Annotated in this window: 11 protein-coding genes; 5 read left to right on the top strand and 6 right to left on the bottom strand. The window is 64.8% G+C overall.

Translation table 11 applies throughout. From position 1 onward, the window contains the following. Positions 1-110: 110 nt before the first annotated feature. Positions 111-539, top strand: a complete 429-nt coding sequence (locus QGV55_RS01080) for an MmcB family DNA repair protein (RefSeq protein WP_281018729.1) — start codon at positions 111-113, stop codon at positions 537-539. A gap of 32 nt (positions 540-571) precedes the next feature. Here the strand turns inward: QGV55_RS01080 and QGV55_RS01075 are convergent, their stop codons facing one another. The 5 genes from QGV55_RS01075 to QGV55_RS01055 form a co-directional block, all read right to left on the bottom strand. Continuing rightward, the gene (locus QGV55_RS01075) at positions 572-1432 is read right to left on the bottom strand and encodes a VanZ family protein (RefSeq protein ID WP_281018730.1); all 861 of its coding nucleotides are present in this window, start codon (positions 1430-1432) and stop codon (positions 572-574) included. A 184-nt stretch (positions 1433-1616) separates the two neighbouring features. Further along, positions 1617-2810: a glycosyltransferase family 4 protein gene (locus tag QGV55_RS01070; RefSeq protein WP_281018731.1), complete on the bottom strand. Its 1194-nt coding sequence runs from the start codon at positions 2808-2810 to the stop codon at positions 1617-1619. A 14-nt stretch (positions 2811-2824) separates the two neighbouring features. Beyond that, a complete protein-coding gene (locus QGV55_RS01065) occupies positions 2825-4138 on the bottom strand; it encodes a UDP-glucose/GDP-mannose dehydrogenase family protein (protein WP_281018732.1) in 1314 nt (437 codons plus the stop codon). Positions 4139-4229: 91 nt separating this feature from the next. Next, complete coding sequence (locus QGV55_RS01060) at positions 4230-6245, bottom strand: alginate lyase family protein (protein ID WP_281018733.1); 2016 nt, start codon at positions 6243-6245, stop codon at positions 4230-4232. After that, positions 6245-7420 (bottom strand): glycosyltransferase family 4 protein, encoded by a 1176-nt coding sequence (locus QGV55_RS01055; protein WP_281018734.1) that lies wholly within the window; start codon positions 7418-7420, stop codon positions 6245-6247. The genes QGV55_RS01060 and QGV55_RS01055 overlap by 1 nt, the downstream gene beginning before the upstream one ends. Before the next feature lie 260 nt (positions 7421-7680). On the opposite strand from QGV55_RS01055, the gene QGV55_RS01050 reads away from it, so the two are divergent. Continuing rightward, the gene (locus QGV55_RS01050; protein WP_281018735.1) at positions 7681-10122 is read left to right on the top strand and encodes a DUF4962 domain-containing protein; all 2442 of its coding nucleotides are present in this window, start codon (positions 7681-7683) and stop codon (positions 10120-10122) included. Positions 10123-10204: 82 nt separating this feature from the next. On the opposite strand, the gene QGV55_RS01045 is transcribed toward QGV55_RS01050, so the two are convergent. After that, the gene (locus QGV55_RS01045; RefSeq protein WP_281018736.1) at positions 10205-11389 is read right to left on the bottom strand and encodes an acetyl-CoA C-acyltransferase; all 1185 of its coding nucleotides are present in this window, start codon (positions 11387-11389) and stop codon (positions 10205-10207) included. Between the two features lie 242 nt (positions 11390-11631). On the opposite strand from QGV55_RS01045, the gene QGV55_RS01040 reads away from it, so the two are divergent. The 3 genes from QGV55_RS01040 to QGV55_RS01030 are packed head-to-tail and all read left to right on the top strand — an operon-like array spanning position 11632 to position 16150. After that, positions 11632-14496 (top strand): molybdopterin oxidoreductase family protein, encoded by a 2865-nt coding sequence (locus QGV55_RS01040; protein ID WP_281018737.1) that lies wholly within the window; start codon positions 11632-11634, stop codon positions 14494-14496. Then, a complete protein-coding gene (locus QGV55_RS01035; protein ID WP_281018738.1) occupies positions 14493-15227 on the top strand; it encodes a 4Fe-4S dicluster domain-containing protein in 735 nt (244 codons plus the stop codon). The genes QGV55_RS01040 and QGV55_RS01035 overlap by 4 nt, the downstream gene beginning before the upstream one ends. Next, positions 15224-16150: a DmsC/YnfH family molybdoenzyme membrane anchor subunit gene (locus tag QGV55_RS01030; RefSeq protein ID WP_281018739.1), complete on the top strand. Its 927-nt coding sequence runs from the start codon at positions 15224-15226 to the stop codon at positions 16148-16150. Before QGV55_RS01035 ends, QGV55_RS01030 begins: the two co-directional genes overlap by 4 nt. Positions 16151-16273: the final 123 nt, after the last annotated feature.

Here is a 16273-nt window from a genome sequence, read left to right as displayed (position 1 = left end):
GCTTGAATCTGCAGGACGCGATTCTCTGTCTTATTTCGAGACAAGGAAGTAACAGGATTGCATCCGCGCCACATATCTGAAACGATCATGATATGTTCCCGAATGTTCCCATGCGACCTGATGGTGTCGCCATCGCCCGTGGGGTGGTGCGGATGCTGGCGCAGCATGACCGGCCCGCCCTGACGGAGGTCACCCTGCGCAACAGCCGCCGGGCGGACGTGATGGCCATCGGGCGGGACGGGACCGTCTGGATCGTGGAGGTGAAATCCTCGGTTCCCGACTATCGTTCGGATGCCAAGTGGCAGGAGTATCGGGATTTCTGCGACCGCTTCTTCTTCGCGGTGCCGCCTGACTTTCCGGCGGAGATCATTCCCGACGACTGCGGCCTGATCATCGCCGACACCTATGACGGAGCCATCGTTCGGGAAGCACCCGACCTGAGGCTGAACGCCGCCCGGCGCAAGGCGGTGACACTTCGGTTCGCGCGCATGGCCGCTGAACGGCTCACCCGTCTGAACCTGGAAATGTCGGCTGTGTGAGTGCCGCTGCGGCTGTCCCACCCGATGGACGGTCAGTGACGTGACCTGCCCAGCCTGTTCCATAGCAGCAGCGCCAGGGTGGCAATCAGGACGCTTCCGGTTCCGCTGGCCAGATTGACCGAGACGTCGAACAGGGTTGCCGTTCGGTTCGGGCTGAAGAGCTGCAGCATCTCCGCCACCAGCCCGAAACACGCCGTGAGACCAAGCGCGAGAAGAAGGCGACGTACCCCCACGGCCCGCCGCCAGCCGATTGCAAACACGAAGGCGATCCCGACCGTTGCGAACATCAGCACATGTCCCGTCTTTGCCAGCGAGAACAGGTTGGTCGACAGGGCGGCCTCCGCCGCGCGGCCGGTGTGTCCCGCCATGCCTGCCAGGTCCAGGCTGCGCGCGACGCCGAGCCTGAGCGGCCCGGTGAGCGCAGCCGGGGCCGCGCTGAGCAGCAGCACGGGGGCAGCCACCAGATAGACCAGTCCGGGACGCCAGCGACGCTGCCGGACCGAGCCGAAGACCCAGCCACTGATCATCAGTGCCAGCAACAGCCAGCACCCGGCAATGAACATCGATCCCCTGGAGAAACCGGGGCGTTCCTCCAGGGGCTTCAGCCGCAGGCTCTGCAGGTCGAGTGTGCCTTTCGTGCTCAGGATCTCCGCCCGCAGCAGGACCGCGACGGTATCATCCGCCATGCGGAAGGTGGCGCGATGGATTCGGCCGGGCCGATCCCCGCTCAGACGCGCCACCACATGCGGCAGATCCACCTGCAGCCGACCGTCCGGCCTGACCTGGAGCGCGACCAGCCGCCCCTGCTGCCAGCTCCGGTCACCGCGCACAATGCCGGTTGCCGCAAGCCGCGACTCGATCTGCAGGAACGCCGCCCCCTGTCTGGGGTACATGATCTCCAGGCGTGCAAACGCTGAATCATGATCGCTGGCGTCCAGGCGTACCGGACCCGTTTCAAGAAGGCTGACCGGTTGACCGGCAGGCTGGAATCTCGGCATGCCATGAAAGTGCAACAGTGTCAGACAGACCAGCAACAGGGTCGCACCGATCAGGAACGGTGCAGCGGGAAGCCCGCGGTCAGCGGCTGAAGAGGTCGTCATAGGCGGCCAGCAGGCGCGGGACTTCGTGCTCCCACGAAAGTTCGTTCTCCACGCGGGTGCGGCCGAACTGCCCCATCTCCGCCCGACGCTCGGGATCGGCCAGCAGCGCCAGGATCTGTTCCGCCATGTCCACCGGATCATTGCGCTTCGCATAGACCGAGGCCTCGGCAGCGGAGAACCGGCCCTCCGTCAGGTCGAACTGCACGATGGGCTTTCCGAGGGCCATGTACTCCATGATCTTGTTCATGGTGGACTTGTCGTTCATCGCGTTGAAGCGGTCGGCATTGACGCAGACGTCCGCCGTGTTGAGCATCTCCAGCAGGTCCTGATCCGGTACCCGGCCGGTGAAGGTCACATATTCGGCGACGCCCAGTTCCACCGCCTGTGCCTTCAGCACCTCCAGTTCCGGCCCGCCACCGACGAGACCGAAATGAACATCCGTGCGCCCCTTGTCATGGACGATGTAGCGGACGGATTCGAGCAGCAGATCCAGCCCTTCCTGCGCGCCCATCACCCCGACATAACCGACCAGGAACGCGCGGCCCTGCTTCAGCGCCGGAACCGGCGGGATGATCTTCAGTCGCTCCAGACTGGGGCCGGAGCGGACCACATGCACGCGGTCAGGGTCCATGCCGCCCCGCTCGATGGCGATCCGGCGATAGCTCTCATTGGTGGCGATGGAGACGCTGGCGGTGCGGAACGTCCAGCGCTCCCACAACAGCATCAGCCGGTAGAAGATGTCGCGTCGGCCGAACTTGGCCTCGTAGAGCTCCGGATTGATGTCGTGGTGGTCGAAGAGGAACTTCTTGCGCAGCAACAGCTTGAAGAAGCCGCCGACCAGAAAGATGTTGTCCGGCGGGTTGCAGGCATGGATCGCGTCGAAACCCCGGGTCAGCAGCACCTTCCAGGTCAGGAAGAACTCCCAGAACAGGGCCGCGGAATATTCCAGCAGGTAACCCAGCGCCCCCCGCGCATCCAGCGGCAGGTTGTGGCGGTAGATGTGGATACCGTCGATGGTCTCGTACTTCTTCTCGTAGCCCTTGCCGGTAGGGCAGATGATCGAGACCTCGTAGCCATGGGCGTGGAGCGTCGTCGCCTCCTGCCAGACCCGCCGGTCAAACGGGCTCGGCAGGTTCTCGACGATGAACAGGATGCGACGGGGACGGGACACGCTGTCGATCCGCCTTACCAGGCGACGCCGTCATAGCGGCCTTCGATGCTCGGCCCCTCGCTGATACGCACGAAATCGACCAGTTGCTGGCCGTCGCGCATCCGGTCCGGCACCTGACGGAAGGCGGCATCGCCATTGCCGACCACCAGTACCTCGGCATGATCCAGAACCTCGTCCACCGTCTCCACCATCAGGTTGGAGATATGGGGGATCGTCTTCAGGATATAATCGCGGTTGGCACCGGTCAGCCGGGCCATGCTGACGTTGCGGTCATAGAGTTTCAGGTCGATGCCCTTGCCCAGCAGCCGTTCGGTCACTTCCACCATCGGACTTTCGCGCAGGTCGTCGGTATCGGCCTTGAAGGAGAAACCGAGGACTCCGACCTTCCGCTTGCCCTTCGACAGCACCATCTCGACACCCGCCTCCACCTGCCAGCGGTTCGACGGCAACACGCCGTTCAGCATCGGCACCGGCAGATCGAGTTCACGGGCCTTGTAGGTGATGGCGCGCAGGTCCTTCGGCAGGCAGGAACCACCGAAGGCAAAACCGGGACGGAGGTAGTTCTTCGAGATGTTGAGCTTGGTGTCCTGGCAGAAGATGTCCATGACCTTGTGGCTGTCGATGCCAAGGCGCTTGCAGATGCCGCCGATCTCGTTGCCGAAGGTGACCTTCACCGCGTGCCAGGCATTGTCGGCATATTTCACCATCTCCGCGACCTCGATATCCGTGCGGATCATGGGTGCGTCGAGCGCGGCATAGAGGCTGGCCAGCATGTCGCCAGAGCGCGGATCACTCTCGCCGATCACCGTCTTGGGCGGTTCGCGAAAGTCGCGCACGGCGGAACCCTCGCGCAGGAATTCCGGGTTGTTGCAGACGCCGAAATCCCTGCCGGCGACCTTGCCCGATGCCGCTTCCAGCGCCGGGATCACGGTTTCCCGGATCGTACCGGGCAACATGGTCGAGCGGACGACCACCACATGAAACGCGTGCTTGGTCTTCAGACAGGCGCCGATGTCGGCGCAGACGCGTTCGAGATAGGTCAGGTCCAGATTGCCGTTCACCTGGCTGGGCGTACCGACACAGACCAGCGACAGATCGGTCTCCGCAATCGCCTCCGCCGCGTCGGTGGTGCCGCGCAGCCGACCGGAACGCACGCCGTCCGTCACCAGTTCCGCCAGCCCCGGTTCGACAATCGGGGACGCGCCCTGGTTGATCAGGTCGATCTTCACCGCGTTGGGATCGACACCAATGACCGTATGGCCGTCGGCCGCAAAACAGGCGGCTGAAACATTGCCGACATAGCCCATCCCGAAGATACTCAGACGCATGTGAAGACCCCTTCATGCTGTCGCATTCCATTGCTCGCCCGGCGGATCATAGAGACCGGCCAAGGTGGTGCAATCACCACCGGTACAGCGATCATTGTCCGACCTCGTGGATCTCCAGGTCGAAGACCGCTTCCCGGCCCACTGTCAGTTCCCCGGCGAAGACGATACGCGGCGCGGGCGCGCGCACCCCGAAGGACGGCGAATGCCAGCCACGCTCCGGCCCGGAGCGACCGGTCTCCAGCCACCCCGCCAGCCCCCCCGCATGGCGGATGGTCAGGACCACGCCCCGTTCGTCGCGGATCCGGAAACCGGTCCCCGCAGCTTCCACCTCGAACGTGGGCGAGACCAGGAAGCCGATCTCCACCCGCTGGGGCGCCGCATGTCCGCGCAGGGTATCGGTGATGCGGTAGAGCCCCGGCCCGGCGCGTTCCACTGTCCGGACATGCGCGATTCCATGGCTGGCCTGATAACCGTCATGTTCCGCGCTGACCAGCCAGTCGTCGGGCGAGTCATTCACGCGCAGAACGCGTGTCTCTGCCTTGCGCGCCCAGTTGAAGGGACCGGAGATCTCCGAACTGTTCTCCCCGCCGAGCGTCAGCGTGTTGTGCGCCACCGTACCCCGGAAGTGGTCCCGCCAGGCGTGGCCTGCATGATAGAGATAGGTGCCGGCATCGATCAGGACCGGCTGCCCCTCCACATGCAGCCAGACCGACAGCGTGTCGGCGTGGCCATGCGCGGCAATGGAGAGATAGCCGATCGGACCATGGTCGAAGACCAGCAGATGATCCGCCGCGCCCTTGCCGAGATGCCGCTGAACGGAATAGCCGCCTTCGCTGAAATGCCGGAAGCCACCGGGCCAGATGCCGTTCGGGGGCGGTGCCGGCATCAGGGCATGGCGCAGGTGCCGGACAGGGACGGGGGGACTGATCTCGGGCCGGTCCGTGGCCTGCGCAACCGCAGCCATGACGGAATTGATGGTGGGCTCGACCCCCATGCCGTTGCCGAAGACATGACTGTCATCGTCATCGCCGATGCGCGGCTGATGGCCTGCGGAATCCGTCATCCACTTCAGGAATCCGCCGGCCCGGGCGATCCGGGCCCAGAAATCAGGGCTGAAACCCTGGCCCAGCCTTCGTCCCAGATCACCGCTCAGCAACAGCCATTCCACGGTAAGCGCGGCATAGGCAGGCGACTGTTCCGCGCCGACCCCATCAGCGTGGATCTGGCGCTGGCATTCCCGTTCCAGCACCGCGCGGCCATAATCCGCCCAGCGGCGCGCGCCTGGCAGACCCGGGCACAGTGCGCCCAGCATGAAGAGCCCTCCGGCCTCCGCCACCAGGTGATTGTTGGCGGATGAATGACGGGACGGGAACCGCGCCAGCCACCAGCCGTGCTGATAGAGGCTGCGCATCAGCGTTGCGCGGGCCTCCGCGCGGAACTGGCTGCCGACAAGGCTGAGGATCACCAGCATGCTGACGATGCGGAAGGCCACCTCGATCCCAGATGACCAGTGCACCCCCCGGTAGACCGGATTGGCCGCCACCCAGGATGTCAGATGTTCCTCGCAGACGGCCACGGCGGCCGCATCCTCCGACACCAGGGCATAGGCCGCGACAGGCTGCAGGTACTGCAGGCGCGAGAGTTCCCAGACGTTCTTCACGTCACCGAACTCATCCGCATGCCGATAGGAAATGTCGAAACAGTAACGGTCATCGGGCCAGCGCTGTCCCGTTGCCGGGTCCAGATGCCAGTCCGGCAGGGCATCCGCCGCGGCCCCGTCGGGTTTCGGCCAGTCGATGCCGAGGAACGAGAGTTCTCCCGCACGTACCAGTCGGGCATTCTCGGCCCAGCCGGAAAGCAGCCCCGCATCCCCGGCGATGCGGCCAACCCCGTCGGCCAGCCCCGGCCAGACCGGCAGGTCAAAGCCCGCACCGTTGAAACCGGTGACCGATCCGGGCAGGTAGATCCGGCTGATGCGCCGCCGCGCCTGCTCCTCCATCCGGTGGGCGATCTCGGCGGCGGACATGGCGGCAAGCCGGTTGCGGTACCAGCGCGCCTTGCGCACCAGTCGCACCAGATTCTCGCTGCTTCCATGTCCGGTTGCCATCAGGCCTTCCGTGCCAGCAGTTCCAGATATGCCGCCGCCAGTCGCTCCAGCACGACCTCGGCAACGAAGGTTTGCCGCACACGCTCCTGCGCGGATCGTGCCAGTTGCAGTCTCAACGCGGGATCATCCACCAGACGCCGGATCGCCCCTGCCAGTGCATCCGCATCGCCTGCGGGAATGACCAGTCCGTCCTTGCCGTCGGTGACGATCTCCGGCACCGCACCGACCGGGGTGACCACGGGCGCGAGCCCTGCCGCCATGGCTTCCAGCAGGCTGTTGGGAAAGCCCTCGCCATAGGATGGCATCAGGAAGACGTCACCGCTGCGCATCCGCTGCAGCAGGTCCGCATGCGCCAGATAGCCCTCGCGCGTGATCCGCTGCGGCAGGGCGGCAGTCGCGAATTGAGACTCCAGCGGCTCGATAATCGCCGCAAGATGTAACTCGGCGGCGATATCGGCCATGTCGGGCCGCTGCAGCGCCTCGATCAGCACATAGGCACCCTTGCGCTTGCCCTCCGTCCCCGCCGCGAAGATGAACAGCGGTATCTCGTTGCGGGCCTGATCCAGCGATACCACCGATGATCTCGGCACCGAATTGTAGAGGATCAGCATCGGCCCGGTGCGGCCAAGCCCCGTCAGATAGTCCCGCCACCCCTCCGACTGCACGATCAGGATATCGGGCGACGCCACCCCGGCACGGATACCCCGCTGCATCCGAGGGGACGACCCCTCGTAGAACTGATCGAAGATGCCGCCCAGGCGCATCATCGTCAGCCGCCCCAGACGCTTGGCCATCCAGAGATAGACGCAGGATTCCCAGAAGGTCTGAAAGTCCGAGGACTGGATCTGCACGATGTCGATGCGCCGGAACCAGAGCACGAAGGGAAAGGAGACGAGGTGCCACAGCGTCGCGAAAGCGGCGATGAACAGGCGCAGCACACCGCCCTTCAGGATCGCGGCATAGCCATAGTTGTCGACCACGTTCTTCTTCGGTGGACGGGATGTGGTGTGCGGAACGAATTCGAACCGCTCCGCCAGGTCCGATCCCATGAGGTTCAGCATGAAGGTGGTCACGCCACCGGTTGTCGGCGGAAACGGCCCCACCAGCAGCACGCGCGGCTTCCCGCCGGATCGCGTTCGGACCGGTTCCGCTGACTTGTCACTCTGGGCAGTCATCGTTTCCCCGTCTGGCCGTGGTCACAGCAGGATGTGGCCATCACCCGCGACCGGACGCTATAAGCTGAGCATTCCGCGCGGAAGTGCACATGCTGCCCCTGTAGGGCGCGATGATGACAACTGTCAACCGGACGATGGATGGGAATCCGCAACAGACCAGCACTTCCGCGCCGCCAGGCAGCACCGGATCGGACACTCGGCAGGAAACTTGAATGCGGGAACGGGATGCGCCCCCCGCACGACATCGCAGGAGATACCTGATGGAATTTCGCACCGGTTTTCGTGCACTGGCCCTCGCCGCACTCGCAATCTGCATCGTGACGGCGTCCCGTGCCGAGACAAAGGGCAGCAATATCGATGTCTGGCTGGACTACGTGCAGCGTTTGCCGAAACCGCAGGAAGTGACTGATTTCCTGTCGCCGCAGACGGCGCTGGAATTTCCGGTCTATCCCGCCAACGGCACCATCGCCGCACAGAATCCGCCAGTGTTTCACTGGCGTTATGATGCCGTGGACACGACCTATGAGCTCGAGATCCTCCATGAGGACGGCACCCGCGTCCATCGTCTGACGCCGGACAACCACCTGATGCTCGACGCGCCACTGGCGAAGGGAAACTGGCGCTGGCGCGCGCGCCTCTGGCCCGCGGGCCAGCCCGCGGGGGACTGGAGTGAATGGCGGACGTTCACCATTCACCCGCATGCCCATGTCTTTGTCGCCCCGTCGGTCTCGGAAGCCTGGAAACTTGCGCTGGACCGCCGCAATCCCCGGGCGATGCCGCCGAAACAGGAATTCGGGTTGCTGCGCCGTGACCTGCGGCAGGGCGAGCGCAAGCCGCTGTTCAACAGCGTCAAGCGGACGGTCGAGCAGAAGTGGATCGGTGACGAACTGACCAAGGAGCCGCCGGTCGCGACTTTCGAGGTGGAGGACTTCTACGAGCGTATCCGCGTGGCCCGTTTCATTGCCAGCGAGGTCAATCGCGCCACCGTGCGATTGTCCGCGCTCACCTATACCTACTGGCTGACACGGGACGAGGCGACGCTGGGCGAGAGCTGGCGAAGGGCGGCGAACCTGCTGTCATGGGACCCAGACCATTCGACGGGTCTCCGGTCGTCGGACCTGTCGAACCTGCGCATCTCCCTGACGCTGGCCCTGACCTATGACATCACGAAGCGCTGGCTGACCGACGAGCAGAAGGCCGAGACGATCAAGATGATCGAATACCGGACGCAGGCCGCGTTCGACCGCTACATCGTCGATCCGCGCCGCCAGCTGGAACGCAAGCCCTACAACAGTCACGGTTTCCGCCAGGCCGGTGCCATCACCGCGATCGCCATCCTGCTGGCCGGTGACTCGCCCCGCGCCAAGAACTGGTTCTTCCGCACCTATCCCATCTATCTGGCCACCAACAATCCCTGGGGCGGCGACGACGGCGGCTTCGGCAATGGCGTCAACTATGGTGTCTGGGACGCGATGAACAGCATGCAGTACTGGGACGTGCTGCGGAATGCGATCGGTGTCGATCCGGTCAACATGGGCTGGCCCAAGCAGGCCGGCATCTTCTTCAGTTACCTGATCCCGCCAGGCACGCCGAACAGCGCTTTCGGTGACGGCGGCGAGTATGAACGTTCCACGGCCTGGAGCCTGCTGTCGAAGCTCTATCTGCAGCGGGTGGACACACCGATCAGCCGCCGCCTGGCCTCCCTCTGGAACGAGGCCGAGACCGACGAGGAATATTTCGTCCACCTCTATGGCCCCCTCTACCAGCCCGCGAAGCCGTTCGTGGCGGAGGAGCATGTATCCCTGCCCGACACGGCCGTATTCCCCTCCATCGGCTGGGTGGCGATGCACAGTGATCTGGACGATCCGGACCGCTATTCGATCCTGTTCAAGTCCAGCCCCTATGGTTCCTTCAACCATTCCCATGCGGACCAGAACAGCTTCATCATCAACGGTCGCGGCGAGTCGCTGGCCATCGACAGTGGCTATTACGACACCTGGAAATCGGCGCACCACGAGAGCTGGACCATGCGCACCAAGGCCCACAACGCGATCACCTACGACGGGGGTGAGGGTCAGCCGTATCAGGACCGCTCCGCCCAGGGCGCACTGCGCAACTTCGCGCGCTGCGGTGACATGGACATGGCGGTCGGCGATGCCACTGCGTCCTACAAGGGCGAGCTGAGCCGGGCGGTGCGCACGATGATGTACCTCAGGCCCGACGTGGCGCTGATCTACGACGATCTTGCCTCCGAAACCCCGCGCCGCTTCGAGTGGAACCTGCACAGCTGGACCGAGATCGAGCGTCAGGGCGCCAATGGCCTCAACATCGCCAAGGGTGAGGGCAAGGCCTGTTTCACGGTGCTCAGTGCGCCGGACTTCGGTATCGGCCAGACCAGCGAGTTCCCCGCGAACCCGGATGAGTTCTTCGTACCCGACTGGCAGCCGCAATGGCATGCCACGATCGCCACGACGGCAAAGGTGAATTCAGCCGAATTCCTCGTCGCGGTCGATCTGGGCTGCAAGGGCAATGTGGCGGAAGCCGTGGCGGCCAAACCCGGCGGCGGCTTCACCCTGCAGATCGCCGGTCACCAGGTCTCCATCGACGCGAACGGCGGCATTGCAACCCCGCTCGGCCCGACCAGCAGCCCACAGGTCTGCAAGGTCCCACCGCTGGAAATCGCGGCGCGGGAGCAGGAATAGAAGAAGGTGCGGCATCCCTGCGGACACCGCCCCTTCCTCTACTCGTTCGGCCAGACGCCCGGAGGCGTCCGGGTCAGTCAGATCACGCGACCTCGAACAGGCCCGCGGCCCCCTGACCGCCGCCGATGCACATGGTGCAGACGACGTACTTGGAGCCGCGACGCTTGCCCTCGATCAGGGCGTGGCCGACCATGCGGGCACCGGACATGCCGAAGGGGTGACCGATGGAGATCGCGCCGCCGTTGACGTTCAGGATCTCGTTGGGAATGCCCAGCTTGTCGCGCGAATACAGGACCTGCACCGCGAAGGCCTCGTTCAGTTCCCAGAGGTCGATGTCGTCCATCTTCAGACCGGTACGCTGCAGCAGCTTCGGCACGGCATAGATCGGGCCGATGCCCATCTCGTCCGGCTCCAGACCCGCAACGGCAAAGCCACGGAAGATGCCCAGCGGCTGCAGACCCTTCTGCTCGGCGACCTTGGCGTTCATGACCACGGCAGCGGAGGCACCGTCGGAAAGCTGCGAGGCATTGCCGGCCGTGATGAAGCCATTGTCACCGATCACCGGCTTCAGGGAGGACAGGCCTTCCATGTTGGTGTCGGCGCGATTGCCCTCGTCCTTGTCCAGGGTCACCTGAACCTCGGAGGTCTCGCCGGTCTGCTTGTCGGTGGCGATCTTGGTCGTGGTCATCGGCACGATCTCGTCATCGAACTTGCCGGCCTGCTGGCCCGCGGCGGTGCGCATCTGCGACTGCAGACCGTACTCGTCCTGATACTCACGGCTTACGCCATAGCGGTTGGCCACGACTTCCGCCGTCTGGATCATCGAGTAGTAGATGCCCGGGTGGGTCTTCTCCAGCCACTCGTCCTTGGAACGGTAGCGGTTGGCATGTTCGTTCTGCACCAGGCTGACCGACTCCAGGCCACCGGCGACCAGCACATCGGCCTCGTCGGCGATGATCCGCTGGCTCGCCATGGCGATGGTCTGCAGACCGGAGGAGCAGAAGCGGTTGACCGTGGCACCCGGCACATTGACGGGAAGACCCGCACGCAGCGCGATCTGGCGGGCGATGTTGCCGCCGGTGGTGCCTTCCGGATTGGCGCAGCCCATCAGCACGTCCTCGACTTCCGCGCCTTCGATGCCCGCACGCTCCACGGCGTGCTTCACCACATGGCCGCCCATCTCGGCGCCACCGGTATTGTTGAACGCACCACGGAACGCCTTGCCGATCGGCGTCCGGGCGGTTGAAACGATGACTGCATCAGCCATGAGTGATCTCCCCTTGTTTCTGTGACAGGTCCTGTCGTTCAGCGTCAGTTGCTGCGCGGAACATAGCGCGGCCTGTCGTCCGGGACAAAACCGAATTGCGCCTTGGTCCGTGGCCTCGCGAATGCCTGCCATGGGAGCCACTGCCTTGCGTCCGGCCCGCTGCTTCGTCCAAACTCCACCGGCAGGGTGTCAAATACCCTGAATCGCTGCGAAACCCGCCGCGTGGCCGTTAGGGAGACACCGTGAACGCACCCTCCGAACACAAGCCGACGACCCCTGGGTCCGGCGCAGAACGGCGGGTCGAGAAGACGACCTGTTACATGTGTGCCTGCCGTTGTGGCATCGATGTCCATCTGGAAGGCGACCAGGTCCGCTATATCGGTGGCAACCGCGACCACCCGGTGAACAAGGGCGTGCTGTGCGCCAAGGGTTCTGCGGGCATCATGCAGCATTACTCCCCCGCCCGCCTGCGCAAGCCGCTGAAGCGTGTCGGCAAGCGCGGCGAGAACCGGTTCGAGCAGATCGAGTGGGAGGAAGCGCTGGACATGGCCACCGCCTGGCTGGCCCGCGCCCGCGCCACCAGCCCGAAGCGCCTGGCCTTCTTCACCGGTCGCGACCAGAGCCAGTCACTGACCAGCTTCTGGGCGCAGCAGTTCGGCACCCCGAACTATGCCGCCCATGGCGGCTTCTGCTCCGTCAACATGGCCACGGCCGGCATCTATACCATTGGTGGCGCGTTCTGGGAGTTCGGCCAGCCGGACTGGGACCGCACGAAGCTGTTCCTGCTGTTCGGCGTGGCGGAGGACCATGATTCCAATCCGATCAAGGCCGGCATCGCTAAGCTGAAGCAGCGCGGTGTCCGCGTCGTTTCGGTCAACCCGATCCGCACCGGCTATTCGGCGGTGGCCGACGACTGGTTCGGTATCCGCCCCGGCACTGACGGGCTGCTGGTGCTCAGTCTGATCCACGAGCTGATGCGTAACGGGCGCGTCGATCTGGACTATCTGATGCGCTATTCCAACGCCGCCTGGCTGGTCATCGACCGTCCTGGTGCCGCCGATGACGGCCTGTTCCTGCGCGACGCCGACGGCAAGCCGCTGATGCTGGATCGTGACAGCGGAGAACCGGTCACTGCCACGAAGCGCCCCGCCCTGAAGGGCCGCCTGGAACTGCCGGAAGGCGGCAGCGCCCGGCCCTCGTTCGAGCTGATCGCCGAGACCGCGCTGGACCCGGCATATGCGCCGGAGGCCGTGGCGGGAGAGACCGGGATCAGCGCGGACCGTATCCGTGCCCTGGCAGCGGAGATCGGCCGGGTTGCGTTCGAGGAGGAGATCCGCATCGACCAGCCCTGGACGGACATGGATGGGGAGCAGCATGACGGCTTCACCGGTCGTCCGGTGGCATTTCATGCCATGCGCGGCATCTCTGCCCACTCGAACGGTTTCCAGACCTGCCGGGCACTGCATCTGCTGCAGGTGCTGATCGGCGCGGTCGACTGTCCGGGCGGATTCAGGTTCGAACCTCCCTATCCGAAACCGGTGGACGTGCATCCGAAGCCCACCGGGGCGGGCGTCTCGGGGCGCATCCTGCCCAACCAGCCGCTGGCCGGGCCGCACCTCGGATTCCCGCGCGGGCCGGAGGATCTGCTGCTGGACGATGACGGCAAGGCCATCCGCATCGACAAGGCGTTCTCCTGGGACGCGCCCCTGTCGGCCCATGGCATGATGCACATGGTCATCGCCAATGCCTTCAACCGCGATCCCTATCCGGTCGATGTCCTGTTCCTCTACATGGCCAACATGGCCTGGAATTCGTCGATGAACACGGCGGGTACCATGGAGATGCTGACCGCCACGGATGATGACGGGAACTACGTGATCCCGAAGATCATCTATTCCGATGCCTATGCCTCGGAGATGGTGGCCTATGCCGACCTTGTGCTGCCCGACACGACCTATCTGGAACGGCACGACTGCATTTCCCTGCTTGATCGGCCGATCGCGGAGCCGGACATGGTGGCAGATGCCATCCGCTGGCCGGTGATCGAACCCGACAGGGACGTGCGCGGATTCCAGAGCGTGCTGATCGACCTGGGTGCCCGACTGGGCCTGCCCGGCTTCGTCGGGGAGGACGGGGCGCCGACCTATGACGATTATGCCGACTACATGGTCAATCACCTGCGCAAGCCCGGCATCGGCCCACTCGCCGGTTTCCGGGGTACCGACGGCATGAGTGCGGGCCGCGGCGACATCAACCCGGACCAGCTTGACCGCTACATCGCCAACGGCAGTTTCTGGAGCCGGGAGATCCCGGAGGAAGCGCGGTTCTACAAGTTTGCCAACCGGGCCTATCAGGACTTCGCCGTGGAGATGGGATTCTTCGACAAGCCCGCGCCGGTGACGTTCCAGCTCTATCTGGAGCCGTTGCAGAAGTTCCGGCTGGCGGCACTGGGTCACGGCGACCGCCAGCCCCCGGAGCATCTGCGGCAGCGCATTGCGGACACCTTCACCCCCCTGCCCCGCTGGTATCCGCCGTTCGAAGGGGAAGGAATCGAGGATGCGGACTTCCCCCTGCACGCCCTGACCCAGCGACCCATGGCGATGTACCACAGCTGGGGGTCGCAGAATGCCTGGCTGCGCCAGATCCACACCGCGAACGCGATGCACATTCCGGCGGGCCTGTTCGATGAGATGGAACTGGCGGACGGTGACCTTGTCGACGTCGTCTCTCACCATGGGCGCATCCGCGTGCCGGTCAAGCGCATGGCCGCCGTCAATGACCGCACGATCTGGACCTGGAACGCGATCGGCAAGCGATCCGGCGCCTGGAACCTCAGCCCCGACGCGCCGGAGGCCGAGAAGGGGTTTCTGCTCAACCACCTGATCCATGAACTTCTGCCCGACCGGGGTGACGGTCAGCGTCACGCCAACTCGGACCCGATCACCGGGCAGGCCGCATGGTTCGACCTGCGGGTCCGGCTGGAGAAGGTGCGGGACGGCGATACGGCGCGCACCATGCCGCGTTTCGCGGCGCAGCCACCCCTGGATGGCGCACCGCCGCAACCGGCGGCCAGCGCCTGGCACCCGGACAGGACCCGACGCACATGACCGCCCTGCCTGCACATACGGAAAAGAAACTGGGGCTGGTGATCGATCTCGACACCTGCGTCGGCTGTCATGCCTGCGCCGTGAACTGCAAGGAATGGAACACGGGTGGCGATCTCTCACCGCTCTCGGACACGGATCCCTACGGCGCGGATGTCTCCGGCACCTGGCTGAACCGTATCCACAGTTTCGAGGTGACGGACGGGGATGATGCCCGGCTGGTGCATTTTCCCAAGTCCTGCCTGCATTGCGACGACGCGCCCTGCGTCACGGTCTGCCCCACCGGCGCCTCTCTGAAGCGCACCGAGGACGGGATCGTTCTGGTGGACGAAGACCGCTGCATGGGCTGCGGCCTGTGTGCCTGGGCCTGTCCCTACGGCGCGCGCGAAATGGACCCGGTGGCCGGGGTCATGAAGAAATGCACCCTCTGCGTGGACCGCATCTACAGCGAGGACCTGCCTGAGGAAGACCGGATTCCCGCCTGCGTGCGCACCTGCCCCTCCAGCGCCCGCCATTTCGGAGACTTCGCCGATCCGGACTCGGAGGTCAGCCTGCTGGTCGCGGCGCGCGGCGGCTATGACCTGATGCCGGAACAGGCCACACGCCCGGTCAACAAGTACCTGCCACCGCGGGAGCGCACGGTCCTGCCGACGCTGGCACGCTCGGCGGATGACGGCCCGCCGCTGACAGGGTTCTGGAAGTGGCTCGACGGCGCGCTGGAGAAGCTGCCATGAAGCCGGCATTCTCCGTCATCTGTTTCACGGTGCTGTCGGGAACCGGCTACGGGCTGGTGGTCTGGCTGGCCCTGAACGCCCTGCTGCAGCCCGACCTCGCATTGGCGCGGCTCGGCTACCCGCTCGCCTTCGTCATGATCAGTGCGGGGCTGCTCAGTTCCACCCTGCATCTGAAGTCGCCCGCCCGGGCACGTTTCGCCCTCAGTCAGTGGCGGACAAGCTGGCTCAGTCGCGAAGGAATCGCGGCTCTGGCGACCTATCTGCCACTGCTCGTCGTGTTCTGGGGACTGTTCATCGAGGGGCGTCACTGGCACGTCGCGGCAGTGCTTGCCGCAGTCGGATCAATGCTCACCGTGTTCTGCACCGGCATGATCTATCAGACCATCCGGGCCGTGCGCGCCTGGGCCACGCCCATGACCAGCGTGGTCTACCTGCTGGCCGCCCTCACCGGGGGCGGGGCATTCTGCGTTGCCTTGCAGACCATTGTCGGCACCCCTGTCCCGATGCCGGTCAGCCTGGTCATCGCGCTGGCACTGGTCGGACTGATGGCAACGAAGCATCTCTGGTGGCGCAATCTGGCCGCGCCCTCGGCATCGACGGTCGCGACGGCAACCGGACTGGGACAGCCCGGCGACGTCAGCCTGTTCGAGCGACCGCATGTGACCGAGAACTGGCTGACCGAGGAAATGGGCTTCCGGGTCGCACGAAACCACGCGGCGCGGCTGCGACGGATCTCGCAGGGACTTCTGGCCGTGCCATTGGCGGCGCTGCTGGTGTCCCTGATCCTCGGCGTCACGGATGTGCCCATCCCGGCGGCCCTGGCCACCGGCCTCTTCCTGCTGGGAGCATTCCTGGAGCGATGGCTGTTCTTCGCGGAGGCGCGCCACACCGTGGGACTCTATTATGGGGCAAACCATGCGTAAGTCACAGATCCACAATTAACAGTTTTGTAGGATCAGATAGACTATACAGGAGTTGACGCAAGGAAAGCAGTTTCAACGAAATCTCCAGCCAAGAGGAGCGGTTCGCGCGCATCAGTCATGTCC

This window comes from Minwuia sp. IMCC3009 (assembly GCF_029909415.1).
In the GTDB taxonomy this organism is placed as follows: domain Bacteria; phylum Pseudomonadota; class Alphaproteobacteria; order Minwuiales; family Minwuiaceae; genus Minwuia.
Note: the sequence above shows the minus strand (reverse complement) of the source record. Positions and strands in the feature narration are given on the sequence as shown.

What these genes read in the sequence shown, in the direction of transcription:
- QGV55_RS01050 (WP_281018735.1), top strand. Translation starts at nt 7,681, where the DNA reads ATGGAATTTCGCACCGGTTTTCGTGCACTGGCCCTCGCCGCACTCGCA.
- QGV55_RS01060 (WP_281018733.1), bottom strand. Translation starts at nt 6,245, where the DNA reads ATGGCAACCGGACATGGAAGCAGCGAGAATCTGGTGCGACTGGTGCGC.
- QGV55_RS01075 (WP_281018730.1), bottom strand. Translation starts at nt 1,432, where the DNA reads ATGTACCCCAGACAGGGGGCGGCGTTCCTGCAGATCGAGTCGCGGCTT.
- QGV55_RS01030 (WP_281018739.1), top strand. Translation starts at nt 15,224, where the DNA reads ATGAAGCCGGCATTCTCCGTCATCTGTTTCACGGTGCTGTCGGGAACC.
- QGV55_RS01065 (WP_281018732.1), bottom strand. Translation starts at nt 4,138, where the DNA reads ATGCGTCTGAGTATCTTCGGGATGGGCTATGTCGGCAATGTTTCAGCC.
- QGV55_RS01045 (WP_281018736.1), bottom strand. Translation starts at nt 11,389, where the DNA reads ATGGCTGATGCAGTCATCGTTTCAACCGCCCGGACGCCGATCGGCAAG.
- QGV55_RS01055 (WP_281018734.1), bottom strand. Translation starts at nt 7,420, where the DNA reads ATGACTGCCCAGAGTGACAAGTCAGCGGAACCGGTCCGAACGCGATCC.
- QGV55_RS01035 (WP_281018738.1), top strand. Translation starts at nt 14,493, where the DNA reads ATGACCGCCCTGCCTGCACATACGGAAAAGAAACTGGGGCTGGTGATC.
- QGV55_RS01080 (WP_281018729.1), top strand. Translation starts at nt 111, where the DNA reads ATGCGACCTGATGGTGTCGCCATCGCCCGTGGGGTGGTGCGGATGCTG.